The sequence below is a fragment of the Bradyrhizobium sp. DN3 genome (genome assembly GCF_041357655.1).
GTDB lineage: Bacteria > Pseudomonadota > Alphaproteobacteria > Rhizobiales > Xanthobacteraceae > Bradyrhizobium.
In genome coordinates this window covers 1-21,738 of the sequence record NZ_JAULLN010000034.1, presented here as the reverse complement: position 1 = coordinate 21,738, position 21,738 = coordinate 1, and the positions used below count along the sequence as shown (strand labels likewise).

Sequence of the window (21,738 nt, the reverse complement as noted above, 5' to 3'; positions counted from 1 at the left end):
GTTTATGGTTTGCCGGCTGCGGCGCGGCGCGTTCGAAAATCGAACTGGAGGAGAGGCGCGAGACCGAAATCCGATCGCGCATGCGCCTTCACGGCTCCCGGAGACCCGTGCAACTCATTCGGCGCAAACGAGGCGGCCCACGCAGGATTCCGCGGGCCTGAAGCAAATTCCTGTCAAGAGAGCCGCAGCGCGTTCACGAGTGCAGCCAGCGCAGCTGGCTGATGTTGACGACTGGGGTAATACATGAAGAAGCCGGGAATTGGCGGCGTCCAATCCTCCAGGACGCGGATAAGCCGACGCTTCGCCAAGTGCTCAGCGACCTGCTCTTCATAGGCGAGCCCGATGCCAATTCCAGCGAGCACCGCCTGAATCACCAAGTGCGTATCGTCGATGATGAGCGGGCCGTTCACGCTGATCGTGACCGACTTTCGCCCCTGCTCGAATTCCCATCGATATGGACCGCTCGGAAGACGCAAGGTTATGCAGCGATGATCATTGAGATCCTTTGGTTTTTGCGGAATGCGTCGTGACGCGAAATAACGAGGCGATCCAACCACCGCCAGTCGCAATTCCGGCGTGACCCGCACGGCGATCATATCCTTTTGAATGTACTCGCCGAGCTGAATACCGGCATCGAACTCGCCCGCAACAAGGTCTACGGGGCCGGTGACGGTGACAACGTCGAGGACGATGTCAGGATAGGCCTCGACGAATGCCGTCAGCTTCGGCAGCAATACCATCACCGCCGCCGACCGGGACATTACAATTCGAAGGCGCCCAGCAGGTCGCTGACGAACGCTTCGGGCTCTGTTGAGAGCACGATCAATCTGCTCGAGCGCGGGAGACAGGTCGTTCAAGAGAGCTGCCCCGGCAGCGGTTGGCGCGACACTCTTGGTTGTTCGAGCAAGAAGCTGCAGCTCAAGCCGTTGCTCAAGTCTCCGGATCGTGTGGCTGAGAGCAGACTGTGACACGCCGAGCTTTGCTGCAGCACGCGTAAAGCTTCGTTCATTCGCGACGACTGCAAAAGCCGTCAGCTCGTTCAGTTCGTTTCTCATGATTTATGAATATCACTCATGACTCTATCCCGTGCAACAGGTCTAGCATCATAAGCCGCTTGGCTCTAGGTTCGGCCAACAAGGAGCATGAGGCACCTTCGGCACATTCCGGGTGCTTAAGACTCTCGGCACGGCAGGCGGGCCGCGCAAGTCGGTCCGTTGTAACGATTTTTGCAGGATGACTGATGGACACGGATGTTCACGCCTTGCGCTCCCTGGCGCAGACCTATTTCGACGCGGCCTATGAAATGGATGCTGAGAAATTTGCATCCATATTCCATCCCTCGAGTTCCGTCACAAAGGTCGGTGACGATGGCAACGTGGCTGTGACGCCGATTGCTGCGTGGCTCGCAGCTGTCCGCAACCTTAGAGCACCGAAAGAACAGGGCCTCGAACGCGACGACCAGATCGTGTCAATCGACGTCGAAAGAGAGCTCGCGCTCTTGAAGTTGAAATTTCAGATTCCGCCTCGTTACTTCATGGACATGCTGTCATGCTTAAAGGTCAACGGGGCCTGGAAGATCGTTCAGAAGGTGATGACTTCGAAACCGTAACAATTGGCGGAACCTCCGCCACGGAACGGCATGTACGCGGGTCGCGGGAAGGCGTATGGTTGTTGGGTCCTTCTCGCACGACGATCAACATGACGTGGAGGTGGCCATGAAATATGTGCTGCTTGGTAATCTGAGCCCGGAGTGGGCGAGCAAGCAATCGGAGCGGATCGGCAAGGCCAAGGCAAAGCTCGACAAGCTGGGTATCAAGATCGAGTCGATCCACTACACGCAGGGCTACTACGATTTCGTCGACATCATTGATGCCCCGAATCCCGAAGCGGTGCTCGCGTTCTCGGTCTGGTACTCGACCCAGGGTCTGGGGCGAATCCAAAGTATGCCAGCCTTCGACGCCAAGAGCTTCGAAGCCGCGATCAAGAACGCAGCGGGCTAAGCGCTGCCGGCTCACGGATCGCAGACCGAGCGACGGCAAGATGAAAGCGACGGTGTCGCTCCGGACACCTTGTGCGCGGCGTTGATGAGACCATCGCGCTTCACGCTCCGGTCCACGAGACGATCTATCGCGACTCGACGCTCGAAAACGAGGTGGTCGCCATTGGCGATGGAGTGGCCATCGAGCATTCCTGGAGTCGTCTCACGGTTGGCGCCGGGCATCCCGCCGGACCACATTCGGTGGACACCTTGATCCAAGCGGTACTGACCCGCTGGGACGGCAAATGGCTGATCAAGGCGCTCGAAAACGTGACCTTGACGAACCCACGCACCGGCGAGCCGGTCCTGCGAAAGTGATGTCGGCGGAGAGATTTCCGGACCCGACACGCGTTGGAGGCGACGATGAAGACGATGGAGACGAACGTCAGGAAGCTGTTCGAGCGATATGAGAATATCTCCAAGGCTTCTCTGCGCGGCGACGTCGACATGGATGACGTCGCGGCGCTCTACGCCTCCGAGTTCGTCGCGGCCACGCCGGCCGGCGTGGTGACCGGGAAGAACGACGAGCATCTCAAGCAGGTCATCGCTGAGGGCTATGCCCACTACCGGGCTATCGGAACAAAGGAGATGCACATGCGGGGACTCCGCATCTCGCCGATAGACGAACACCATTGCGTCGCCCATGTCGCCTGGAGAGCGACGTATGTCCGCAAGAACCAATCCGACGTCGTGATTGATTTCGACGTCCACTACCTCGTCCAGCAGTTGGGCGCAGAGCCCAAGGTCTTCGGATGGGTGTCGGGCGACGAGCAGGCGCTCCTGAGGGAGCACGGCGTCATTTGACGCTGGCCAGGTCCCTCACGCACATCTTGATACCGAAGTGGCGCACCACGGCCGATGAAGATGGGCACTATTGCTTCGCCGTGGCGCTATGATGCAGTAGCCTAACACACGCCGGAAGACGAGAACACGCGACTGCCTGCGATTTGGCACTGCGCCAAGGGGACATTTTCTGACGATGTGGTATCTTTCAGGCTGCATTCGTTGTGCTTTCGCTTGCGTGACTTTCCTAATCTTGAAAAAGGGAGGGGTCGCATATGAAATCGATAATACGAACGCGATGGGGCCTCATTAGTCCGATGCTGGGTGTTGCGTTGCTGGCCGCTGTAGACCGACGGGCGTGGGCCGCAGACCCGCAGACCCGGGGGCCAGAGCGGATCGAGCACATTGTGGTCATCTACCTGGAGAATCGTAGCTTCGATAACCTGTACGGCCATTTCCCCGGCGCCAACGGACTGCAGGATGCCAGCAAGACGGCAACGCAGGCCGATTCCCAAGGGCAGGTTTACGCCATCCTTCCGCCGGTATTGAGCGATCGCACCAAGCCGCCTGAGCCCGACAAGCGCTTTCCCGCGAACCTTCCAAACGCGCCGTTTCTTATAGACCGTTACGTGCCGATCCACGAGAAGCATGCGGATGACCTGGTGCGCAGCTACTATAGGCAGCAACAGCAGATCCATGGCGGAAAGATGGATCGCTTTGTCGCCGTTTCCGGCTCGGGCCTAACCATGGGCTACCACGACATCAGCCAGACGGCCCTGTACCGCTATGCCGAGCACTACACGCTGGCCGATAACTTTTTCCACGCAGCGTTCGGAGGCTCATTGCTGAACCACTTTTGGCTGATCTGCGCCTGCACACCGCGCTTCGACAACGCGCCGCCGGCCCTTCGAGCGCTGTTGGATGATAAGGGTAGCTTGGTCAAGGACGGCGCGGTCACGCCGGACGGCCGGGTCGTGTTCACGGTCTTCTCAGTGAATGCGCCCCATCCGTCTACCGTGGATGCTAGTCTGCTGATGCCCCCTGAGACCATGCCGACCATCGGGGACCGCCTCACGGAAAAGGGCATCTCCTGGGCCTGGTACTCCAGTGGCTGGAACGATGCCCTGGCGGGAAATGCGGACCCGTTATTCCAGTTCTCTCACCAACCCTTTGCTTACTTCAAGCAGTACGCGGACGGCACCGAGGCCAAACGCGAACACTTGAAGGACGAGGTGGACCTAATCAAGGCCATCGAGAGCAATAGCCTGCCGGCTGTCGCGTTCTACAAGCCGATTGGGCCCAAGACCCAGCACCCCGGCTACGCCGACATCGAGTCGGGCGACCAGCACGTCGCCAAAATTATTTCCAAGATCGAAGGAAGCCCGTTGTGGTCCAGCACCGTGATCGTCGTGACCTATGACGAGAATGGTGGCTTCTGGGATCATGTGCCGCCTCCCGTCGTGGATCGGTGGGGACCCGGACTGCGCGTGCCGACCCTGATCATTTCTCCGTTCGCCCGGCGCGGCTTCGTGGATCACACGTTCTACGACACCACCTCGATCTTGAAGATGATCGAGACCCGTTACGACTTGGCGCCACTGGGGGAGCGCGACGCCCACGCCAGCGACCTGCTCAACAGCCTCGACCTGTACGGCCCCGCCCACTGATCCGTCGGCGCCCCCTCGGGTATTACGTATTACGGTGACGGTGCACTCAATTCGGACAACTTGACGGGTTCAATCGAAGAACCGGCGTATTTGGGCGTCAATAGCGTATTCCGAAGTGGCGCGCCCGGAACGATTCGAACGTCCGACCCTCAGATTCGTAGTCTGATGCTCTATCCAGCTGAGCTACGGGCGCGTTTTTCGCAAACAGCGATGGCGGGGTGACCCGCGACGCATTTCCCGGAGGGCCGGGAGGGGTGCGAAAGAGCGCTCTGACTAGCCGCTCTTGCCTCGGTTGGCAAGGTCCGGGATAGGGAGATTTTGCAAGGAGATGACGCCTCTCCCCTGTCATTCCGGGACTCGCGGAGCGAGAAGTGCGGAATCTCGCGCCCAAAACCTCTGGATTCCGGGTTCGGCGCTTGGCGCCGCCCCGGAATGGCGGACGCAGCTCGGCCGCTGGCCGAGTTAGGCCCGCGCCCGCTCGTTGCGGATGGAGAGCAGTTCCACGGGGCGGTCGGGGATGACGATGCGGAAGGTGGCACCGATGGTGCCTTCGACGAGGTGGATGTCGCCGCCATGGGCGCGGACGAGCTCGGCCGCGATGGCAAGGCCAAGACCGCTGCCGCCGGGGCGGCCGGAGGTCTGGAACGCCTCGAACAGGTGCTCCCGGGTCTTCTGGGGAACGCCTGGGCCGGTGTCGGAGACTTCCAGGATGGCGACCGCGCCCTCGCGTTTTCCCGTGATCCGGATCTGCTGCACGCCGCCATCGCCGGAGGAGGCATGGGTTTCCAGCGCCTGGGCGGCGTTGCGGACGAGGTTGAGCAGCACGCGGAACAGCTGGTCGGGATCGGCATCGACCGCAAGCCCGCGCTCGATCGCGGCGACCCAGGCGATCGTGGCATCGCTGGCCAGCCCTGCGGTTTCGCGCACCTCCAGCACCACCGGCTCGATCAGGATCATGCGGCGGTCGGGCGCGGCCTCCTGGGCGCGGCCATAGGACAGCGTCGACTGGCAGAAGGCGATGGCGCGCTCGAGCGAGCGCACCAGCTTCGGCGCAAAGCGCTGCACCCGCGGATCCGGCACGCTGGCGAGCTGGTCGGACAAAAGCTGCGCCGAGGCCAGCAGGTTGCGAAGATCATGGTTGATCTTGGAGACGGCGAGGCCGAGGGCGGCGAGCCGGCTCTTCTGATTCAGCATCGACATCAGATCGCGCTGCATGTCCGACAATTCGCGCTCGGCCACCCCGATCTCGTCGCTGCGCTGGCTCGGCACGATGATCCGCGCAGCGCTCTCGGGGTTCTCGTGGAAACCGACCAAGCTGGCGGTGAGCCGCCGCATCGGGCGCACGAACAGGTAATGCAGGGCGAGATAGACGAGGCCCGCGGTCAGCGCCGCGATGATCAGCGCGACCACCACGACGTTGCGCGAGAAGCGGTACATCTGCTGCCGCAGCGGCAACTCGTCGGTCACGATCTCGATGAATTGGGCATTGCCGACGCCGGGCCCGACGATGCGGATGGCCTGGTTGCCGGTCTCCAGCATCATCCGGAACGAGCCGGTGATCGCGTCCCAGGCCGTCATGTCGCGCAGGTCGATGTCGTGCCCGATGGCTGTCGGAAGGTTATCGCTGGCGAGCAGCCGGCGCTGCTGGCCCATCTTGATGGCGACGGCGCGGGCATTGATGCTCTTCAAGATCTGCCGCGACAGCGAATCGGGAACCATGCCAAGCGGCGCGGCATCCAGCACCAGCGCTGCCGTATTGGCCGCCGCCACCCGGTCGTTGAGCCGGTTGACCCAGAAGTTGGCGATGGCGGGCACGTAAAGCAGGCTGGCCGCGATCATCACCAGGGGGATGGTGAGCAGCAGCAGCTTGCCTGACAGCCCGAGCCCGCCCGACCCACGCGGCCGCATCGCCGGCTGGTCCGGCTGATCCAGATCCTGGATCGGCTGGCGATCTGTGGCTGCCACGAAATTCGCCCCTGTTGACCTTGGCTGACGCAGGATGCGACCCGTCCCGGGTCCGGTCAAATTACGGATCGCTAATCTGCCGAGGTGAGATGTAAGCGCTGGTAAAGCGAGTCGCCACCTCAAGGGTTAAAAACCCCGCACAAACAGCGATATTCACCGGAAACGCGCGCTTGTGCGGCGTTGACGAAAACAAGGCGCTCCCTTATAAGCCGCGCGAATTGTCCGCGATGACCCGGTGCGACACCGGGAGCGGCTCTCTTGGGGCCGGAAAGGGCCCGTTTTGGGCCGCATCTTCCGGACTTTACCATCAATTCTACAGGCAAATTGCCCGGTCAGCGGAGAAAAACCCGTGAAGCGGACTTATCAACCCAGCAAACTGGTGCGCAAGCGCCGTCACGGCTTCCGTGCCCGTCTCGCCACTGCCGGCGGCCGCAAGGTTCTCGCCGCCCGCCGCGCCCGCGGCCGCAAGCGTCTGAGCGCCTGAGCCGGACCCCCTTTTTGGGATTTCATCATGGATCGGCTGAGGCAGCGGGCGGATTTCCTCGCCGTTGCCAATGGCGCGCGGGTGAATAATCCCGCGTTCGTCCTGCAAAGCCGCCGCCGGGACGACGGCGGCCCGATCCGGATCGGCTTCACCGTTTCCAAAAAGAACGGCAACGCCCCCGAGCGCAATCGTATCCGGCGCCGGCTTCGCGAATTGGTGAAGCGGCTCGATCCGGTGTCGATGCAACCCCATCATGATTATGTGCTGGTCGGACGAAGGGACGCGCTCTCGCGCGACTTCGCGACCATGCTCGACGATCTGCGCATAGCATTCACGAGGCCGGCGCGGCATACGGCCAAAGGACCGGCCAAGGCGCGCGGCCAGAGGCCGGATCGCGCCACAGCGACCAGCCGCAAACCGGATTGATGACGAGACAATCGAGATGACCGACAATCGCAATACCATCCTCGCCGTCATTCTATCCGGCCTGGTGCTGATCGCCTGGCAATATTTCTACAACGTGCCGCAGATGGAGAAGCAACGCGCCCAGCAGCAGGCGCAGACCGAGCTCCAGAAATCCACGCCGCAGCCGACGGCGTCCGCAACGCCGGGTACCACGCCGCAAGCCGGCGGCGCGACTCAGCCCTCGACACCGGCCGCGAACCAGCAGCAGGCCCAGCCGGTCGTTGCCCGGGACGCCGCGATTGCGGCCAGCCCGCGCGTGAAGATCGACACGCCGCGGATTGCCGGCAGCATCTCGCTGAAGGGCGGCCGCATCGACGACATCGCGCTGGTGCAATTCCGCGAAACGGTCGACCCGAAGTCGCCGCCGATCATCCTCTATTCGCCCTCGGGCACCGCAGAGCCCTATTACGCCGAGTTCGGCTGGGTGGCGGCGACGGGCGTGACGGCGAAGATGCCTGACGCCCAGACCGTCTGGCAGCAGGACGGCAGCGGCAGCCTGACGCCATCGACGCCGGTGGTGCTGAAATGGGACAATGGCGAGGGCCTCACCTTCCGCCGCACCATCGCGGTCGACGACCATTATCTCTTCACCATCAAGGACGAAGTGAGCAATGTCGGCAACGCGCCGGTCACGCTCTATCCGTTCGCGCTGATCTCGCGCCACGGCGCGCCGCAGGTCTCCGGCTACTACATCCTGCATGAAGGCCTGATCGGCTATCTCGGCGACCAGGGCTTGCAGGAATACGCCTACAAGAAGATCGACGAAGCCAAGACGGTCAACTTCAAGGCCACCAATGGCTGGCTCGGCATCACCGACAAGTACTGGGCCTCGGCGCTGCTGCCGGACACCAATGCGCAGCTTCAGGCGCGCTTCTCGTCGAACCCGGTCGGCAACGTCCACACCTACCAGACCGACTATCTGCTCGATCCCGTCACCGTCGCCATCGGCGGCACGGCCACTGCAAACGCGCGGCTGTTCGCCGGCGCCAAGGAAGCCGGCGTGGTCGGCGTGTTCCCGTTCGCCGGCCTCGGCGGCTACAACAAGGCGCTGGGGCTCAACCACTTCGATCTCTTGATCGACTGGGGCTGGTTCTACTTCATCACCAAGCCGATGTTCCTCGGCCTCGACTTCTTCTACCGCTTCTTCGGCAATTTCGGCATCTCGATCCTGCTCGTGACCGTGATCGTGAAGCTGTTGTTCTTCCCGCTGGCGAACAAGTCCTACGCCTCGATGGCGAAGATGAAGTCGATCCAGCCGCAGCTGCAGGCGCTGAAGGAGCGCTATCCCGACGACAAGGTGAAGCAGCAGCAGGAGATGATGGAGATCTACCGCAAGGAGAAGATCAATCCGGTCGCCGGCTGTCTTCCCGTCGTGATCCAGATCCCGGTGTTCTTCTCGCTCTACAAGGTGCTGTTCGTCACCATCGAGATGCGGCACGCGCCGTTCTATGGCTGGATCAAGGACCTCTCTGCGCCCGACCCGACCAATCTGTTCAACCTGTTCGGACTGATCCCGGTCGACCCGACCACGATCCCCGTGTTCGGCCACTATCTGGCGCTCGGTATCTGGCCGATCATCATGGGCATCACGATGTGGTTCCAGATGAAGCTGAATCCGACGCCGCCGGATCCGACGCAGCAGATCATCTTCAACTGGATGCCGCTGATCTTCACCTTCATGCTGGCCGGCTTCCCGGCAGGCCTCGTGATCTACTGGGCCTGGAACAATCTGCTCTCGGTGGTCCAGCAGAGCTTCATCATGCGCCGCAACGGCGTGAAGGTGGAGCTCTTCGACAATCTCAAGGCGACGTTCGCGAGAAAGGCGACGTAGGCGCCCTTGCCGGGCGCAAATGCCTCCACATCGTCATGCCCGGGCTTGTCCCGGGCATCCACGTTTTTGGAGGCTCGTTTCGTGACTAAGACGTGGATGGCCGGGACGAGCCCGGCCATGACGAGAGGATAGACCGCTCGCATGAACGACAAGACCGACGAGCGACTGATCGAGGCCGGGCGAAAACTGTTCGCCCGCGACTGGCAGTTCATCTGGGCCTCGCCCTCGATTGCCACGCTGCCGCCGATGGCCGGGCTGGAGATCGCCTTTGCGGGACGCTCCAACGTCGGCAAGTCCAGTCTCATCAACGCGCTGACCGGCCGCAATGCGCTGGCGCGCACCTCACACACGCCGGGCCGCACCCAGGAGCTGATCTTCTTCGAGGTCCCCGGGAAGAGTGACCTGCGCCTCGTCGACATGCCCGGCTACGGCTATGCCAAGGCGCCGAAGAGCCAGGTCGCGTCCTGGACCGAGCTGATCCACAAATTCCTGCTGGGACGTGCCTCACTCGCGCGCGTCTATGTGCTGATCGACGCGCGGCATGGGATCAAGGACGTCGATCTCGAAGTCCTGAAGACGCTCGATCGCTCCGCGGTCAGCTACCAGATCGTGCTGACCAAGGCCGACCAGGTGAAAGCCTCCGAGCTGCAGGTGCGCATCGCCGAGACCGAGGCTGCGCTGGCCAAGCACCCCGCCGCGTTTCCGAACGTGCTCGCGACCTCGTCGCGGAGCTCAACCGGCATGGAGGGCTTGCGCGCCGCGATGGCGAAGCTCCTGGAAGAGCGGGCCGCGTGATGGCGGCACAACGCCTGCTGATTGGGCTTGCCGGTTTGATGGGCGCCGCCGGCGTCGCGCTGGCGGCCGCCTCCGCGCATGGCGCCGATGCGAGCCGGCTGGCATCGGCCAGCGCCATGCTGCTGTTTCATGCAACTGCCATCCTTGCGACCGTCGCGTTGCTCGCGCGCGGCCTTCTGCACGGCGGAATTGGCCTCGTTGCCGCGTTCGGCTTCGTGATCGGCGCCGCGCTGTTCGCGGGCGACCTGACCTTGCGGCAATATGCGGGGCACGCGCTGTTTCCCTACGCGGCGCCGACCGGCGGAACGGTGATGATCTTGGGCTGGTTGGCGGTGACGTTGGCGGCGGTGGTGGCGAAGAAGTGACGCTCCATCTTACCCTCCCCTGGAGGGGGAGGGTCGGCTCATATTGAGCGAAGCGAAATGTGAGCCGGGGTGGGGTGATCTCTCCACTCGGGCACTGCTCATCGTGGAGAGATCACCCCACCCCGCTCGCGCTGCGCGCGATCGACCCTCCCCCTCCAGGGGAGGGTAAGAGCGAACGCCACACTTTGCGCCGCGCCCGCCAATCGGATAGAACGCAGGCCGCGTTAGTCCCGCCAGCGAGATCCGCCTCATGACCGACATCTCCCCGCTCGACCAGGCCCGCATCCTGTCCGAAGCGCTGCCGCACATGCAGCAGTATGACGAGGAAACCATCGTCATCAAATATGGCGGCCATGCCATGGGCGACGAGGAGACCGCCAGGAACTTTGCACGCGACATCGTGCTGCTGGAGCAGACCGCGATCAATCCGGTGGTGGTGCATGGCGGTGGGCCGCAGATCGCGACCATGCTCAAGCGCCTCGGCATCGCCTCGGAATTCGCCGCGGGCCTGCGCATCACCGATGCCGCGACCATCGAGATCGTCGAGATGGTGCTCGCCGGCTCCGTCAACAAGCAGATCGTCGGCTACATCAACGAAGCCGGCGGCAAGGCCGTGGGCCTGTCGGGCAAGGACGGCAACATGGTGAAGGCGTCGAAGACGACGCGGACCATCATCGATCCGGGCTCGAACATCGAGAAGGCGATCGATCTCGGCTTCGTCGGCGACCCCGAGAAGGTCGATCTCACTTTGCTCAACCAGCTGATCGGCTACGAGCTGATCCCGGTGCTGGCACCGCTCGCAACCTCCAAAGAAGGCCAGACCCTGAACGTCAACGCCGACACGTTTGCGGGTGCCGTTGCCGGCGCGCTGAAGGCCAAGCGCCTCTTGCTGCTCACCGACGTGCCAGGCGTGCTCGACAAGTCGAAGAAGCTGATCCCGCAATTGTCCGTCAAGGACGCGCGAAAGCTGATCGCCGACGGCACCATTTCCGGCGGCATGATCCCGAAGGTCGAGACCTGCATCTACGCGCTCGAACAGGGCGTGCAGGGCGTCGTCATCATCGACGGCAAGATGCAGCATGCGGTACTGCTCGAGCTCTTCACCAACCAGGGCACGGGAACGCTGATCCACAAGTGATGGGCGAACGCGAGCAGCGGAAGATGGTCGTCATGCCCGGGCTTGACGGGTTGAGACAGCGGAGGCCTGGCCGTTCCGCCCTGACCCGCTTCCTCATGACGCTGCCCGCCGCTGCCGTCTCGTTCGTCTTCTCCTCCGCGCCGGCTTTCGCCGACCTCAAGATCTGCAACCGCATGTCCTATGTCGTCGAGGCCGCGATCGGCATCGACGACAAGGCGGCGACCGCGACGCGGGGCTGGTTCAGGATCGATCCCGCCACCTGTCGCGTGGTGGTGCAGGGCACGCTGACGGCCGACCGCATCCTGCTCAACGCCCGCGCGCTCGGCGTCTATGGCGCCTCCCCGATCCCGCAGAACGGCCGCGACATGCTGTGCGTGGCGCAAGACAATTTCGTCATCGCGGCGGCGCGGCAATGCCGCAGCGGCCAGACCCAGGCCGCCTTCACGCAGGTGACGCCGACACAAGGCGCGGACGGCAACCTCATCGCCTACCTCGCCGAGGATTCCGAATATGACGACGAGCAGGCGCGCCTCGCCGGCATCCAGCGGCTGCTGGTGATCGCGGGTTACGATGTCGGCGCGATCGACGGCGTCGACGGGCCGAAGACGCAAGCAGCGCTGGCCGCATTCCTGAAGAGCCGCGGGCTGTCGTCCGACGTCGTCTCGTCGCCGAATGTGTTCAAGACCATGGTCGATGCGGTGCAGACGCCCTCCGCGACCGGCCTCACCTGGTGCAACGATACGCCGCACAAGGTGATGGCGGCAGTCGCGAGCGACGACGGCAAGTCGGTGACGAGCCGCGGCTGGTATCGTATCGATCCCAAGACGTGCCTGCATCCTGATGTGACCGGCCAACCCAAGCAGATCTTCAGCTTCGCGGAAGCGGTCGATGCCGACAACCGCGTCATCAAGCTGAAGGACCGGCCGCTGAACTGGGGCGGCGACAAGCAGCTCTGCACGCGCGAGACCAAGTTCGAGACGAGCGAGCAGACCGATTGCGGCGCGCGCGGCTTCGCCGCGACCGGTTTTGGCGCGGTGGACATGTCGAGCGGCGGCAAGACGCTGCGGTTTGCGATGCCGTGAGGGGTGGGATTGCTGTGACGATTGTTGCGGTGACCGCGCCACAAACTCCACCGTCGTCCTGGCGAAAGCCAGGACCCATTACCCCAGGATGGGGTTTGGCGAAGAACGACAACCAGAGTGCCCCATTGATAGGTCACGGCGTATGGATCCTGGCTTTCGCCAGGACGACGATTGAGGGTGAGGCCACAGCGCCGCCCAACGGATAGAGAGTTTTGATGCCCCTGCCCCGCACCTTTGCCCATGTCGACACCTGGGTGTTCGATCTCGACAACACGCTCTATCCGCATCACGTCAATCTGTGGCAGCAGGTCGATGCGCGGATCGGCGAGTTCGTGTCGAGCTGGTTGAACGTGACGCCGGAGGAGGCGCGCAAGATCCAGAAGGATTATTACCTGCGCTTCGGCACCACCATGCGCGGCATGATGACCCTGCACGGCGTCTCCGCCGACGACTACCTCGCCTACGTCCACAAGATCGACCATTCGCCGCTGGAGCCGAACCCAGCGCTCGGTGCAGCCATCGCCGGGCTGCCGGGGCGCAAGCTGATCCTGACCAACGGCTCGGTCGACCATGTCGATGCGGTGCTGGCGCGGCTCGGCTTTGCCACGCATTTCGACGGCGTGTTCGACATCATCGCCGCCGAGTTCGAGCCCAAGCCGGCGCCGCAGACCTACCGGAAATTCCTGAGCGACCATGCAGTCGATCCGACCCGCGCCGCCATGTTCGAGGATCTCGCCCGCAACCTCGCCGTACCCCACCAGCTCGGCATGACCACGGTGCTGGTGGTGCCCGACGGCACCAAGGAGGTGGTGCGCGAGGACTGGGAGCTGGAGGGCCGGGATGCAGCCCATGTCGACCACGTCACGGATGATCTGACGGGGTTTTTGGCGCGGTTGTCGGGGTGAGAATTGCTGTCGTCCTGGCGAAAGCCAGGACCCATTACCCCAGGGCGAGGTTGCAGGGCGAGACTGACACCGCGAATCTTCGTCCAACTACTCCCTGTGGTAATGGGTCCTGGATCGGCGCTCCGCTCTGGACAACGCTGCGCGTTGCCGGGAGCTACGCTTGTCCAGGACGACGGTGGAGCAAGGAGGGCCACAGCGGAGTATGCCTTGACTCCGTCCCCTCAAATCCCGAAAAAGCGCCCCAATCCATCAAAATTCCCGCTTCCAGAGGAAATCCCGATGTCCCTTGCAGCCCTCGAATCCACCATCAACGGCGCCTTCGACGCGCGCGAGACCGTCTCGACCACGACCAAGGGCGAGGTGCGCGAGGCCGTGGATCAGGCGCTGGAGATTCTGGACAAGGGCGAGGCGCGCGTTGCCGAGCGCGGCAGCGACGGCAAGTGGAAGGTCAATCAATGGCTGAAGAAGGCCGTGCTGCTCTCCTTCCGCCTCAACGACATGGGCGTCATTCCCGGCGGATCGGGCAAGGCGACCTGGTGGGACAAGGTGCCCTCGAAGTTCGAAGGCTGGGGCGAGAACCGTTTTCGCGATGCCGGTTTCCGTGCCGTCCCCGGCTCCATCGTGCGCCGCTCGGCCTTCATTGCCAAGAACGTCGTGCTGATGCCGTCCTTCGTCAATCTCGGCGCCTATGTCGATGAGAGCACCATGGTCGACACATGGGCCACCGTCGGCTCCTGCGCCCAGATCGGCAAGCGCGTGCACATCTCCGGCGGCGCCGGCATCGGCGGCGTGCTCGAGCCGCTCCAGGCCGAGCCCGTCATCATCGAGGACGACTGCTTCATCGGCGCGCGCAGCGAGGTCGCCGAAGGCGTGATCGTGCGTAAGGGCGCGGTGCTGGCGATGGGCGTGTTCCTGGGCGCCTCGACCAAGATCGTCGATCGCGAGACCGGCGAAATCTTCATGGGCGAAGTGCCTGAATATTCGGTGGTGGTGCCCGGCGCGCTGCCCGGCAAGCCGATGAAGAACGGCCAGCCCGGCCCAAGCACCGCCTGCGCCGTCATCGTCAAGCGCGTCGACGAGCGCACGCGGTCGAAGACCAGCATCAACGAGCTGCTGCGGGATTGATCGGACGCGCATGACCGATGCTCTCTCCATTGCCCGCGATCTCATCCGCTGCCCCTCGGTAACCCCGGCCGATGCCGGTGCGCTCGGGGTGCTTGAAAAAGCCCTCAGCGCCGCCGGCTTCACCTGCCACCGCGTGACGTTCAGCGAGCCCGGCACCGCCGACGTCGACAATCTCTATGCGCGGATCGGCAGCGAGGGCCCGCACATCACCTTTGCCGGCCACACCGACGTGGTGCCGCCGGGCGACGAGAGCGCCTGGAGCGTCGGCGCATTCTCGGGCGAGGTGAAGGACGGTTTCCTGCACGGCCGCGGCGCGGTCGACATGAAGGGCGGCATCGCCTGCTCGGTCGCTGCGGTGCTGCAGCATCTCACCGCCAATGGCGGCAAGCCGCGCAGCGACGGCAAGGGTTCGATCTCGTTCCTGATCACCGGCGATGAGGAAGACGTCTCCATCAACGGCACGATCAAGCTACTGAAATGGGCCGCCGAGCGCGGCGAAAAATTCGACCATTGCGTGCTCGGCGAGCCCTCCAATGTCGAGACGCTCGGCGACACCATCAAGGTCGGCCGCCGCGGCTCGCAATCGGGCACGCTCTATGTCGACGGCGTGCAGGGCCATGTCGCCTATCCGCATCGCGCCTCCAACCCGGTGCCTGATATCGCGCGGCTGATCGTGGCGATCTCCGACGAGCCGCTCGATCATGGCAGCGCCCAGTTCCAGGCGTCCAATCTCGAATTCACCTCGGTCGACGTCGGCAACAAGGCCAGCAACGTCATCCCCGGCGAAGCCCGCGCGAAATTCAACATCCGCTACAACGACAACCACACCCAGGCGAGCCTGCGCGAGCTGGTCGAGACGCGCCTCGCCAAAGCCTGCGGCAACCGCATCCGCGCCCGCATCGTCTGGGAGCCCTCGAACTCCAACGTGTTCGTGACCAAGCCCGGCCCGTTCACCGATCTCGCGGTGTCCGCGATCGAGGAGGTGACGGGCCGCAAGCCGGAGCTGTCGACGAGCGGGGGTACGTCGGATGCGCGGTTCATCTCCAGCTACTGCCCGGTGATCGAGTTCGGCCTGGTCGGCCAGACCATGCACCAGATCGACGAGCGCGTGCCGGTGACGGATCTGGAGAAGTTGACGCGGGTGTATCGGGGGATTTTGACGCGATATTTTGGGTGAGGCGCTGGCGCCTTCCGCTTCGCCCTCACCTGCCACTCCGCTGTCATCGCCCGCGAAGGCGGGCGATCCAGTATTCCACCGAAAGCAGTGATTGAACCGATAGGCCGCGGCGTACTGGATGCCCCGACGGAGCCTGTCATCGGGCTCGCCGGAGGCGAGGCCCGGTGGCGGGGCATGACACCGAGAGCGTGGCGCGGGCGCGCGCGCCTCACATCTCAGTAGTCCACCTTCACCAGATACAATCCCTCCGGCGGGGCGACGATGCCGCAGGCGGCGCGGTTGCGGGCAGCTAAGGCTGCGGAGAGATCGTCCGCCGTCCAGCGTCCCTCGCCGACCCAGACCAGCGAGCCCACCATCGAGCGCACCTGGCTGTGCAGGAACGAGCGCGCCGAGGTGAGAATCGTGATCTCGCGGCCGTCGCGCACGACGTCGAGCTGGTCGAGTGTCTTCTCCGGCGACTTCGCCTGGCACTCGGTGTCGCGGAACGTCGTGAAATCGTGCTTGCCGAGCAGGCGTTGTGCCGCCGCATGCATCGCGTCGGCATCGAGCCGTCGCGGCACGCGCCAGGCGTGGCCGACGTCGAGCGCGAGATTGGCGCGGGTGTTGATGATGCGGTAGCGGTAGTGGCGCTTGATGGCCGAGAAGCGCGCCTCGAAGGTCTCCGGGACGATCTCGGCCTCGAGCACCGCGACCGGATGCGGGCGCAGATGCGCATTGAGCCCGTCGCGAAAACGATCCGGCGCAAATTGCTTCGCGATGTCGACATGCGCGACTTGGCCGAGCGCGTGCACGCCGGCATCGGTGCGGCCGGCGCCATGCACCCGCGCGTCCGCGCCGGTCATCGCCTTGACGGCAGCTTCCAGCGCGCCCTGCACCGAGGGCAGCGTCTCCTGCACCTGCCAGCCGCAGAACGGCGCGCCGTCATATTCGATGGTGAGTTTGTAGCGGGGCATCTCAATCCGGGTGGTGTCATCATCCGCGAAGGCGGATGATCCAGTACTCTGAGACAGCTCCGTTCGACCGAGACGCCTCGGCGTACTGGATACCCCGCTTTCGCGGGGTGTGACAGCGTCAGCTGAACTTCGAGCCCGCCTTCAGCGGCACGCCACGCAAAAAGTCAGCGGCCTGCATCCGGGCCTTGCCTTCGCGCTGGAGCTCGATGATGCGGATGGCACCCTCGCCGCAGGCGATGGTGAGGTGGTCGTCGAGCACCACGCCGGGCGCAGCTGAGCCGTTCGCCAATTCACATCGCAGGATTTTGACGCGCGCATTCTCGCTGACGTCCGCGAGCTCAGCCCAGGCGCCGGGGAACGGCGACAGGCCGTGGATGTGGCGTAGCACCGCGCGTGCAGGTTTCGTCCAGTCGATCCGCGCCTCGGCCTTGTCGATCTTGGCGGCATAGGTGACGCCGTCCTCGCTCTGCTTTTTGAGCTGGAGCCCGCCGCGTCCGAGCGCCGCCATGGCGCGCACCATCAGATCGGCACCGAGCCGGGAGAGGCGATCGTGCAGATCGGCTGCGGTCATGCTGTCGGTGATCGCGAGCCGCTCGGCCATGGCGACGTCGCCGGTGTCGAGGCCGACATCCATCTTCATCACCATCACGCCGCTCTCGGCATCGCCTGCCATGATGGCGCGATTGATCGGCGCGGCGCCGCGCCAACGTGGCAACAGCGAAGCGTGCAGGTTGTAGCAGCCAAGCTTTGGCGCATCGAGGATGGCCTGCGGCAGGATCATGCCATAGGCGACGACGACCGCGGCATCGGCATCGAAGGCGCGAAATTCGTCGAGCGCCTCCTGCGTCTTCAACGTCTTCGGCGTCAGCACGGGAACGCCGAGTTTTCGCGCGGCTTCTTCAACCGGCGTGGGCTGCAATTGCAGGCCGCGCCGGCCGCCCGGCTTCGGAGCGCGGGTGTAGACGGCCGCGATCTCGTGGCCATGCGCGACCAGTTCGAGCAGCGTCGGCACGGAGAAATCGGGCGTGCCCATGAAGATCAGGCGGAGAGGCATGGGACGAGACAATCCTCGGAAAGGAACAAAGTACTCGTCATGGCCGGGCTTGTCCCGGCCATCCACGTTCTTTCTCACTCGACGGACGAAGAACGTGGATATCCGGCACCTTAGCTTTAAGACGCGCTTCGCGCTTTTGGGCTTGAAGACGCGCTTCGCGCTTTGGGCCGGGCATGACGGCGGAGGACGTGGTTACTCCCCCGCGCGCTTGGCGGCTTTCTCGAACTTCTTCATCACGCGGTCGCGCTTGAGCTTCGACAAATAGTCGACGAACAAGACGCCGTTGAGATGATCGATCTCGTGCTGGATGCAGGTGGCATAGAGGCCTTCGGCATCCTCCTCGTGGACCTTGCCGTCGAGGTCGGTGAAGCGCACACGCACCTTCGCGGGACGCTCGACCTCCTCGTAATATTCGGGGATCGACAGGCAGCCTTCCTCGTACACCGAAAGTTCCTCCGAGGAGGAGAGAATCTCCGGGTTGATGAAGACACGCGGCTCGTGCTTGGTCTCGCCGTTCTCGTCGCGCTTGGCGAGGTCCATGGTGATCAGCCGCAACGGCTGCGCGACCTGGATCGCCGCGAGGCCGATGCCGGGCGCGTCATACATGGTCTCGAACATGTCGTCGGCAAGCTTGCGGATCTCCGGCGTGACCTTCTCGATCGGCTTGGAGATCAGACGCAGCTGCTTGTCGGGCAGGATGATGATTTCTCTGAGGGCCATGGCGGCGATTTAAGCTGCGCGCCGGATGCGGTCAATCCGGCCAGGAACTTCGTTAACCCTCCGCTAACCATAAAACTTGAGCTTTCGTTAACCATAAAAATTAGTGGGTCGTTAACCACCGGCGTTCCCTCTTCGTTCGCGCATTCCGGCGAATCGGGTAGAAGGGGACGCATGAACGAGATCATTGTCATGCTGGGCGACTGGCCGGTGCGCACGATCGACGCGCTGATCGGCTTCGGCGCCCTCGTCCTCATCCTGCTGGTGGTGATTGCGGTCGTGATCGCGCGCTCCGGGCGGCGCGGCGCGGAACTCGCGATGGCGCATGCGATCCGGGCCGACGAGCTCGAGGAGCGCCTGAGCGAGGTGCTGCGGGGCCAGAGCGAGGCCTCGGGCCGGGTCGATGCCATGACCCAGGCGCTGGCCGGCCGCCAGGCCGAGATGGCGCGGGCGGTCAACGAGCGGCTGGATTCGGTGACGCATCGCGTCGGCCAGTCCATGGAACATTCGACCCGCAACACCATGGAGAGCCTGCGCGCGCTGCATGAGCGGCTCGGCATCATCGACAGCGCGCACAAGAACCTCACCGACCTCACCACGCAGGTCACCACCTTGCGCGACGTGCTCGCCAACAAGCAGTCGCGCGGCGCCTTCGGCCAGGCGCGGATGGAAGCGATCGTCCAGGACGGCCTTCCAAAAGGGTCCTACGAGTTCCAGTTCACGCTCTCAACCGGCAAGCGGCCCGATTGCGTCGTGTTCCTGCCGGACCAGCGCCCGCTCTGCATCGATGCGAAATTTCCGCTGGAGGCGATGACCGCGCTGCACGACGCCCGCACCGACGAGGAGCGGCGCCTCGCCACGCAGCGGCTGCGCGGCGACGTGATGAAGCACGTCAGCGACATCGCCGAAAAATATCTCGTCACCGGCGTGACCCAGGAGATGGCGCTGATGTTCGTGCCGTCGGAATCGGTCTACGCCGAGATCCATGACGGCTTCGACGACGTGATCCAGAAGGCCTATCGCGCCCGCGTCGTGCTGGTGTCGCCCTCGCTGCTGATGCTCGCGATCCAAGTCATGCAGCAGATCATGAAGGACGCGCGCATGCGCGATGCCGCCGACCAGATCCGCACCGAGGTGATCAAGCTGGGCGACGACCTCGGCCGCCTGCGCGACCGCGTGCTGAAGCTGCAAAAGCATTTTGCCGACGTGAACGAGGACGTGCGGCAGGTGCTGATCTCCGCCGACAAGATCGAGAAACGCGCCGGGCGAATCGAGGAGCTCGATTTCAGCACGAGCGATGCGGTGGCGGAGGGACCACGGCTGGTGGCGACAGGCGCGGCGGAGCTGTTCCGGCGGAAGCTTCAGGCGGGGGAGTGAGGACTTCACCTCTCCCCGCTTGCGGGGAGAGGTCGGATTCGATCGCAGATCGAATCCGGGTGAGGGGGTACAGGTCTCTCGGCCATCTCATCTGTGGAGAGAGGCCCCCCACCCCGACCCTCTCCCCGTAAGAACGGGGAGAGGGGGACGAGGCATCACGGACAGAATCTGCTAACACCCTCCCATGACCGCACCCGACGCGACGTCCGGAACTGCCCCGGCGACCACCGACGCTCCCGTCCGCGCCTCTTGGCGCGGCGTCCTGATGGTCTATCTACAGCGGCGCGTGCTGGTCGTGCTGCTGCTCGGGTTTTCGGCGGGCCTACCGTTCTCGCTGGCGGGCCAGACCTTGCAAGCCTGGATGACGGAAAGCGGCGTCGACATCAAGACGATCGGTCTGTTCGCGTTTGTCGGCACGCCGTATTGGACCAAGGTATTCTGGTCGCCGCTGGTTGACGCGCTGGATGTTCCAATGTTGACGCGTCTACTCGGACGACGCCGCGCCTGGCTGGTCCTGACGCAGCTGATGCTGATTGTCGCCATCGTCCTGCTTGCAATTTGCGATCCCTCACGCGCGCCCGGCGTCGTGGCCGCCGCAGCGCTGCTGGTCACGACAGCATCTGCCACGCAGGACATCGTGATTGATGCCTTCCGCGTCGAGAGCCTCGACGAAAGCGAGCAAGCGGCCGGCATGGCCTCCTATGTCGCTGCGTACCGGATTGCGGCGCTGGTATCCGGCGCTGGTGCACTTCTGCTGGTCAGCGGCCTCGTCAGTTGGGGATTTGATCAGCAGAGCGCCTACAGCGTCACCTATGTGGTGATGGCAATTCTTGTCATGGTCGGCATTTTGGCGACGATTTTAGCGATCGAGCCGGAGGGCTCGCACCTTGCCAGCATCGAGCATGCAGGCCCTGGCCATGACGCTCCCGCCCGACGCATCGTTGAAGTTGCCGTCGCAAGCCTGAAGGACTTTCTTTCGCGCGATGCAGCCATCGCCATTCTCTTGTTCGTCGTGCTGTTCAAGCTCGCCGATGCATTGGCGACCGCCATGAATACGACGTTCGCACTGAAGATCGGGTTCTCGCGCGTGGAGCTTGCCGCGATCCTCAAGGGCGTCGGTTTTGCTGCGGCCCTGCTCGGTGGATTCGCCGGCGGCTTCGTAGCCCGCTCCTTTTCACTGGGCACCAGCTTGTGGATTGGCGGCATCCTGCAAACTGTCGCGATCCTCGCCTTTTCGTGGCAGGCTATCGTCGGCCACGACGTCGCGTGGCTGACATTTGCCATCGTTGCGGAGCAATTCACCGCTGGCGTCGGTACGGTGACGTTGGTCGCCTATCTGTCGGCGCTGTGCGGCAACCCACTGCATACGGCGACGCAATACGCACTGCTGACGGCATTGACCGCGCTCGGACGCACCGTGTTTGCTGCCGGTAGCGGCTATCTCCAGGATGCAACTGGCTGGGTTGGGTACTTCCTGATCTGCACCGCTTCGGCCATACCGAGCTTTATCCTGCTGGCATATCTGCAGCGCCGCGGTCATTTCGAGTCACTGGAGCGGACAAAGGCGTAGCTCTAACGCAGCCGCAGGGTGGGCGAAGCGAAGCAATTCAGAAATGAGCCTCCCCTAAATCGGTGGACACCTATAGCTTAGGCAGTGAGAGGTGTCAGATGGCGAAACGGCAGCGACGCTCGTATTCGGACGAGTACAAGCGGCAGGCAGTTGATCTGGTTTTGTCGAGCGGCCGCTCGGCGAAGTCGGTAGCGAAGGAGCTCGGGCTGGACGGCTCCGTGCTCAGCCGATGGGTGAAGGAGCGCAG

At 63.7% G+C, this 21,738-nt stretch carries 23 protein-coding genes and 1 tRNA gene; 18 read left to right on the top strand and 6 right to left on the bottom strand.

Features of this window, described 5'->3' with window-relative positions; all coding sequences use genetic code 11:
- Nucleotides 1-173: 173 nt before the first annotated feature.
- The gene (locus tag AAE027_RS34295; RefSeq protein ID WP_370989107.1) at nt 174-1,055 is read right to left on the bottom strand and encodes a LysR family transcriptional regulator; all 882 of its coding nucleotides are present in this window, start codon (nt 1,053-1,055) and stop codon (nt 174-176) included.
- Between the two features lie 185 nt (nt 1,056-1,240).
- Between AAE027_RS34295 and AAE027_RS34290 the strand changes: the two genes are divergently transcribed.
- The 5 genes from AAE027_RS34290 to AAE027_RS34270 all read left to right on the top strand — a co-directional run bounded on the left by AAE027_RS34290 (nt 1,241) and on the right by AAE027_RS34270 (nt 4,488).
- Nucleotides 1,241-1,609 carry a nuclear transport factor 2 family protein gene (locus tag AAE027_RS34290; RefSeq protein ID WP_370989106.1) on the top strand — a complete coding sequence of 123 codons (369 nt, stop codon included), beginning with the start codon at nt 1,241-1,243 and terminating at the stop codon, nt 1,607-1,609.
- Between the two features lie 106 nt (nt 1,610-1,715).
- Nucleotides 1,716-2,000: a GYD domain-containing protein gene (locus AAE027_RS34285; RefSeq protein ID WP_370989105.1), complete on the top strand. Its 285-nt coding sequence runs from the start codon at nt 1,716-1,718 to the stop codon at nt 1,998-2,000.
- A 71-nt stretch (nt 2,001-2,071) separates the two neighbouring features.
- A complete protein-coding gene (locus AAE027_RS34280; protein WP_370989104.1) occupies nt 2,072-2,356 on the top strand; it encodes a nuclear transport factor 2 family protein in 285 nt (94 codons plus the stop codon).
- Between the two features lie 54 nt (nt 2,357-2,410).
- Complete coding sequence (locus AAE027_RS34275) at nt 2,411-2,842, top strand: nuclear transport factor 2 family protein (RefSeq protein WP_370989232.1); 432 nt, start codon at nt 2,411-2,413, stop codon at nt 2,840-2,842.
- Between the two features lie 386 nt (nt 2,843-3,228).
- Nucleotides 3,229-4,488: an alkaline phosphatase family protein gene (locus tag AAE027_RS34270; protein ID WP_370989103.1), complete on the top strand. Its 1,260-nt coding sequence runs from the start codon at nt 3,229-3,231 to the stop codon at nt 4,486-4,488.
- A 116-nt stretch (nt 4,489-4,604) separates the two neighbouring features.
- On the opposite strand, the gene AAE027_RS34265 is transcribed toward AAE027_RS34270, so the two are convergent.
- Both AAE027_RS34265 and AAE027_RS34260 read right to left on the bottom strand, forming a co-directional pair.
- Nucleotides 4,605-4,681: transfer RNA gene (locus AAE027_RS34265), tRNA-Arg, on the bottom strand.
- A gap of 269 nt (nt 4,682-4,950) precedes the next feature.
- Nucleotides 4,951-6,453, bottom strand: a complete 1,503-nt coding sequence (locus AAE027_RS34260; protein WP_370989102.1) for an ATP-binding protein — start codon at nt 6,451-6,453, stop codon at nt 4,951-4,953.
- 349 nt (nt 6,454-6,802) lie between these two features.
- Between AAE027_RS34260 and rpmH the strand changes: the two genes are divergently transcribed.
- From rpmH to dapE, 10 genes are all read left to right on the top strand, one after another.
- Complete coding sequence (gene rpmH, locus AAE027_RS34255) at nt 6,803-6,937, top strand: 50S ribosomal protein L34 (protein ID WP_008542748.1); 135 nt, start codon at nt 6,803-6,805, stop codon at nt 6,935-6,937.
- A gap of 27 nt (nt 6,938-6,964) precedes the next feature.
- The gene (gene rnpA, locus AAE027_RS34250; protein WP_128940840.1) at nt 6,965-7,363 is read left to right on the top strand and encodes a ribonuclease P protein component; all 399 of its coding nucleotides are present in this window, start codon (nt 6,965-6,967) and stop codon (nt 7,361-7,363) included.
- A gap of 16 nt (nt 7,364-7,379) precedes the next feature.
- On the top strand, nt 7,380-9,233 hold the full coding sequence (yidC, locus tag AAE027_RS34245; RefSeq protein WP_091887309.1) for a membrane protein insertase YidC: 1,854 nt from the start codon (nt 7,380-7,382) through the stop codon (nt 9,231-9,233).
- Nucleotides 9,234-9,374: 141 nt separating this feature from the next.
- Nucleotides 9,375-10,028, top strand: coding sequence for a ribosome biogenesis GTP-binding protein YihA/YsxC (gene yihA, locus AAE027_RS34240; protein WP_370989101.1), 654 nt, complete (start codon nt 9,375-9,377; stop codon nt 10,026-10,028).
- Complete coding sequence (locus AAE027_RS34235) at nt 10,028-10,393, top strand: DUF423 domain-containing protein (protein ID WP_370989100.1); 366 nt, start codon at nt 10,028-10,030, stop codon at nt 10,391-10,393. The genes yihA and AAE027_RS34235 overlap by 1 nt, the downstream gene beginning before the upstream one ends.
- Nucleotides 10,394-10,643: 250 nt before the next feature.
- Nucleotides 10,644-11,531, top strand: coding sequence for an acetylglutamate kinase (gene argB / locus AAE027_RS34230; protein WP_128930895.1), 888 nt, complete (start codon nt 10,644-10,646; stop codon nt 11,529-11,531).
- 95 nt (nt 11,532-11,626) lie between these two features.
- The gene (locus tag AAE027_RS34225) at nt 11,627-12,613 is read left to right on the top strand and encodes a DUF1036 domain-containing protein (protein WP_370990722.1); all 987 of its coding nucleotides are present in this window, start codon (nt 11,627-11,629) and stop codon (nt 12,611-12,613) included.
- A 215-nt stretch (nt 12,614-12,828) separates the two neighbouring features.
- Complete coding sequence (locus tag AAE027_RS34220; RefSeq protein ID WP_370990698.1) at nt 12,829-13,518, top strand: pyrimidine 5'-nucleotidase; 690 nt, start codon at nt 12,829-12,831, stop codon at nt 13,516-13,518.
- A 279-nt stretch (nt 13,519-13,797) separates the two neighbouring features.
- Complete coding sequence (gene dapD / locus AAE027_RS34215) at nt 13,798-14,643, top strand: 2,3,4,5-tetrahydropyridine-2,6-dicarboxylate N-succinyltransferase (RefSeq protein WP_370990697.1); 846 nt, start codon at nt 13,798-13,800, stop codon at nt 14,641-14,643.
- Between the two features lie 10 nt (nt 14,644-14,653).
- Nucleotides 14,654-15,820, top strand: a complete 1,167-nt coding sequence (dapE, locus tag AAE027_RS34210; RefSeq protein ID WP_091887297.1) for a succinyl-diaminopimelate desuccinylase — start codon at nt 14,654-14,656, stop codon at nt 15,818-15,820.
- Nucleotides 15,821-16,035: 215 nt separating this feature from the next.
- Here dapE and truA read toward each other — a convergent pair whose 3' ends face one another.
- From truA to def, 3 genes are all read right to left on the bottom strand, one after another.
- The gene (truA, locus tag AAE027_RS34205) at nt 16,036-16,773 is read right to left on the bottom strand and encodes a tRNA pseudouridine(38-40) synthase TruA (protein WP_370990696.1); all 738 of its coding nucleotides are present in this window, start codon (nt 16,771-16,773) and stop codon (nt 16,036-16,038) included.
- Between the two features lie 118 nt (nt 16,774-16,891).
- Nucleotides 16,892-17,827, bottom strand: coding sequence for a methionyl-tRNA formyltransferase (fmt, locus tag AAE027_RS34200; RefSeq protein ID WP_370990695.1), 936 nt, complete (start codon nt 17,825-17,827; stop codon nt 16,892-16,894).
- 192 nt (nt 17,828-18,019) lie between these two features.
- Entirely contained in the window at nt 18,020-18,547 is a 528-nt protein-coding gene (gene def, locus AAE027_RS34195) for a peptide deformylase (RefSeq protein WP_091887295.1), read from the bottom strand.
- Between the two features lie 171 nt (nt 18,548-18,718).
- On the opposite strand from def, the gene AAE027_RS34190 reads away from it, so the two are divergent.
- The 3 genes from AAE027_RS34190 to AAE027_RS34180 form a co-directional block, all read left to right on the top strand.
- On the top strand, nt 18,719-19,921 hold the full coding sequence (locus AAE027_RS34190) for a DNA recombination protein RmuC (protein ID WP_370990694.1): 1,203 nt from the start codon (nt 18,719-18,721) through the stop codon (nt 19,919-19,921).
- A 184-nt stretch (nt 19,922-20,105) separates the two neighbouring features.
- Complete coding sequence (locus AAE027_RS34185; RefSeq protein WP_370990693.1) at nt 20,106-21,491, top strand: AmpG family muropeptide MFS transporter; 1,386 nt, start codon at nt 20,106-20,108, stop codon at nt 21,489-21,491.
- Between the two features lie 98 nt (nt 21,492-21,589).
- Nucleotides 21,590-21,738, top strand: a 149-nt coding sequence (locus AAE027_RS34180) for a transposase (RefSeq protein ID WP_370990721.1), incomplete at its 3' end; no start/stop codon positions are given.

What these genes read in the sequence shown, in the direction of transcription:
- AAE027_RS34295 (WP_370989107.1), bottom strand. Translation starts at nt 1,055, where the DNA reads ATGAGAAACGAACTGAACGAGCTGACGGCTTTTGCAGTCGTCGCGAAT.
- AAE027_RS34290 (WP_370989106.1), top strand. Translation starts at nt 1,241, where the DNA reads ATGGACACGGATGTTCACGCCTTGCGCTCCCTGGCGCAGACCTATTTC.
- AAE027_RS34285 (WP_370989105.1), top strand. Translation starts at nt 1,716, where the DNA reads ATGAAATATGTGCTGCTTGGTAATCTGAGCCCGGAGTGGGCGAGCAAG.
- AAE027_RS34275 (WP_370989232.1), top strand. Translation starts at nt 2,411, where the DNA reads ATGGAGACGAACGTCAGGAAGCTGTTCGAGCGATATGAGAATATCTCC.
- rnpA (WP_128940840.1), top strand. Translation starts at nt 6,965, where the DNA reads ATGGATCGGCTGAGGCAGCGGGCGGATTTCCTCGCCGTTGCCAATGGC.
- yidC (WP_091887309.1), top strand. Translation starts at nt 7,380, where the DNA reads ATGACCGACAATCGCAATACCATCCTCGCCGTCATTCTATCCGGCCTG.
- yihA (WP_370989101.1), top strand. Translation starts at nt 9,375, where the DNA reads ATGAACGACAAGACCGACGAGCGACTGATCGAGGCCGGGCGAAAACTG.
- AAE027_RS34235 (WP_370989100.1), top strand. Translation starts at nt 10,028, where the DNA reads ATGGCGGCACAACGCCTGCTGATTGGGCTTGCCGGTTTGATGGGCGCC.
- argB (WP_128930895.1), top strand. Translation starts at nt 10,644, where the DNA reads ATGACCGACATCTCCCCGCTCGACCAGGCCCGCATCCTGTCCGAAGCG.
- AAE027_RS34225 (WP_370990722.1), top strand. Translation starts at nt 11,627, where the DNA reads ATGACGCTGCCCGCCGCTGCCGTCTCGTTCGTCTTCTCCTCCGCGCCG.
- AAE027_RS34220 (WP_370990698.1), top strand. Translation starts at nt 12,829, where the DNA reads ATGCCCCTGCCCCGCACCTTTGCCCATGTCGACACCTGGGTGTTCGAT.
- dapD (WP_370990697.1), top strand. Translation starts at nt 13,798, where the DNA reads ATGTCCCTTGCAGCCCTCGAATCCACCATCAACGGCGCCTTCGACGCG.
- dapE (WP_091887297.1), top strand. Translation starts at nt 14,654, where the DNA reads ATGACCGATGCTCTCTCCATTGCCCGCGATCTCATCCGCTGCCCCTCG.
- truA (WP_370990696.1), bottom strand. Translation starts at nt 16,773, where the DNA reads ATGCCCCGCTACAAACTCACCATCGAATATGACGGCGCGCCGTTCTGC.
- fmt (WP_370990695.1), bottom strand. Translation starts at nt 17,827, where the DNA reads ATGCCTCTCCGCCTGATCTTCATGGGCACGCCCGATTTCTCCGTGCCG.
- def (WP_091887295.1), bottom strand. Translation starts at nt 18,547, where the DNA reads ATGGCCCTCAGAGAAATCATCATCCTGCCCGACAAGCAGCTGCGTCTG.
- AAE027_RS34190 (WP_370990694.1), top strand. Translation starts at nt 18,719, where the DNA reads ATGAACGAGATCATTGTCATGCTGGGCGACTGGCCGGTGCGCACGATC.
- AAE027_RS34185 (WP_370990693.1), top strand. Translation starts at nt 20,106, where the DNA reads ATGACCGCACCCGACGCGACGTCCGGAACTGCCCCGGCGACCACCGAC.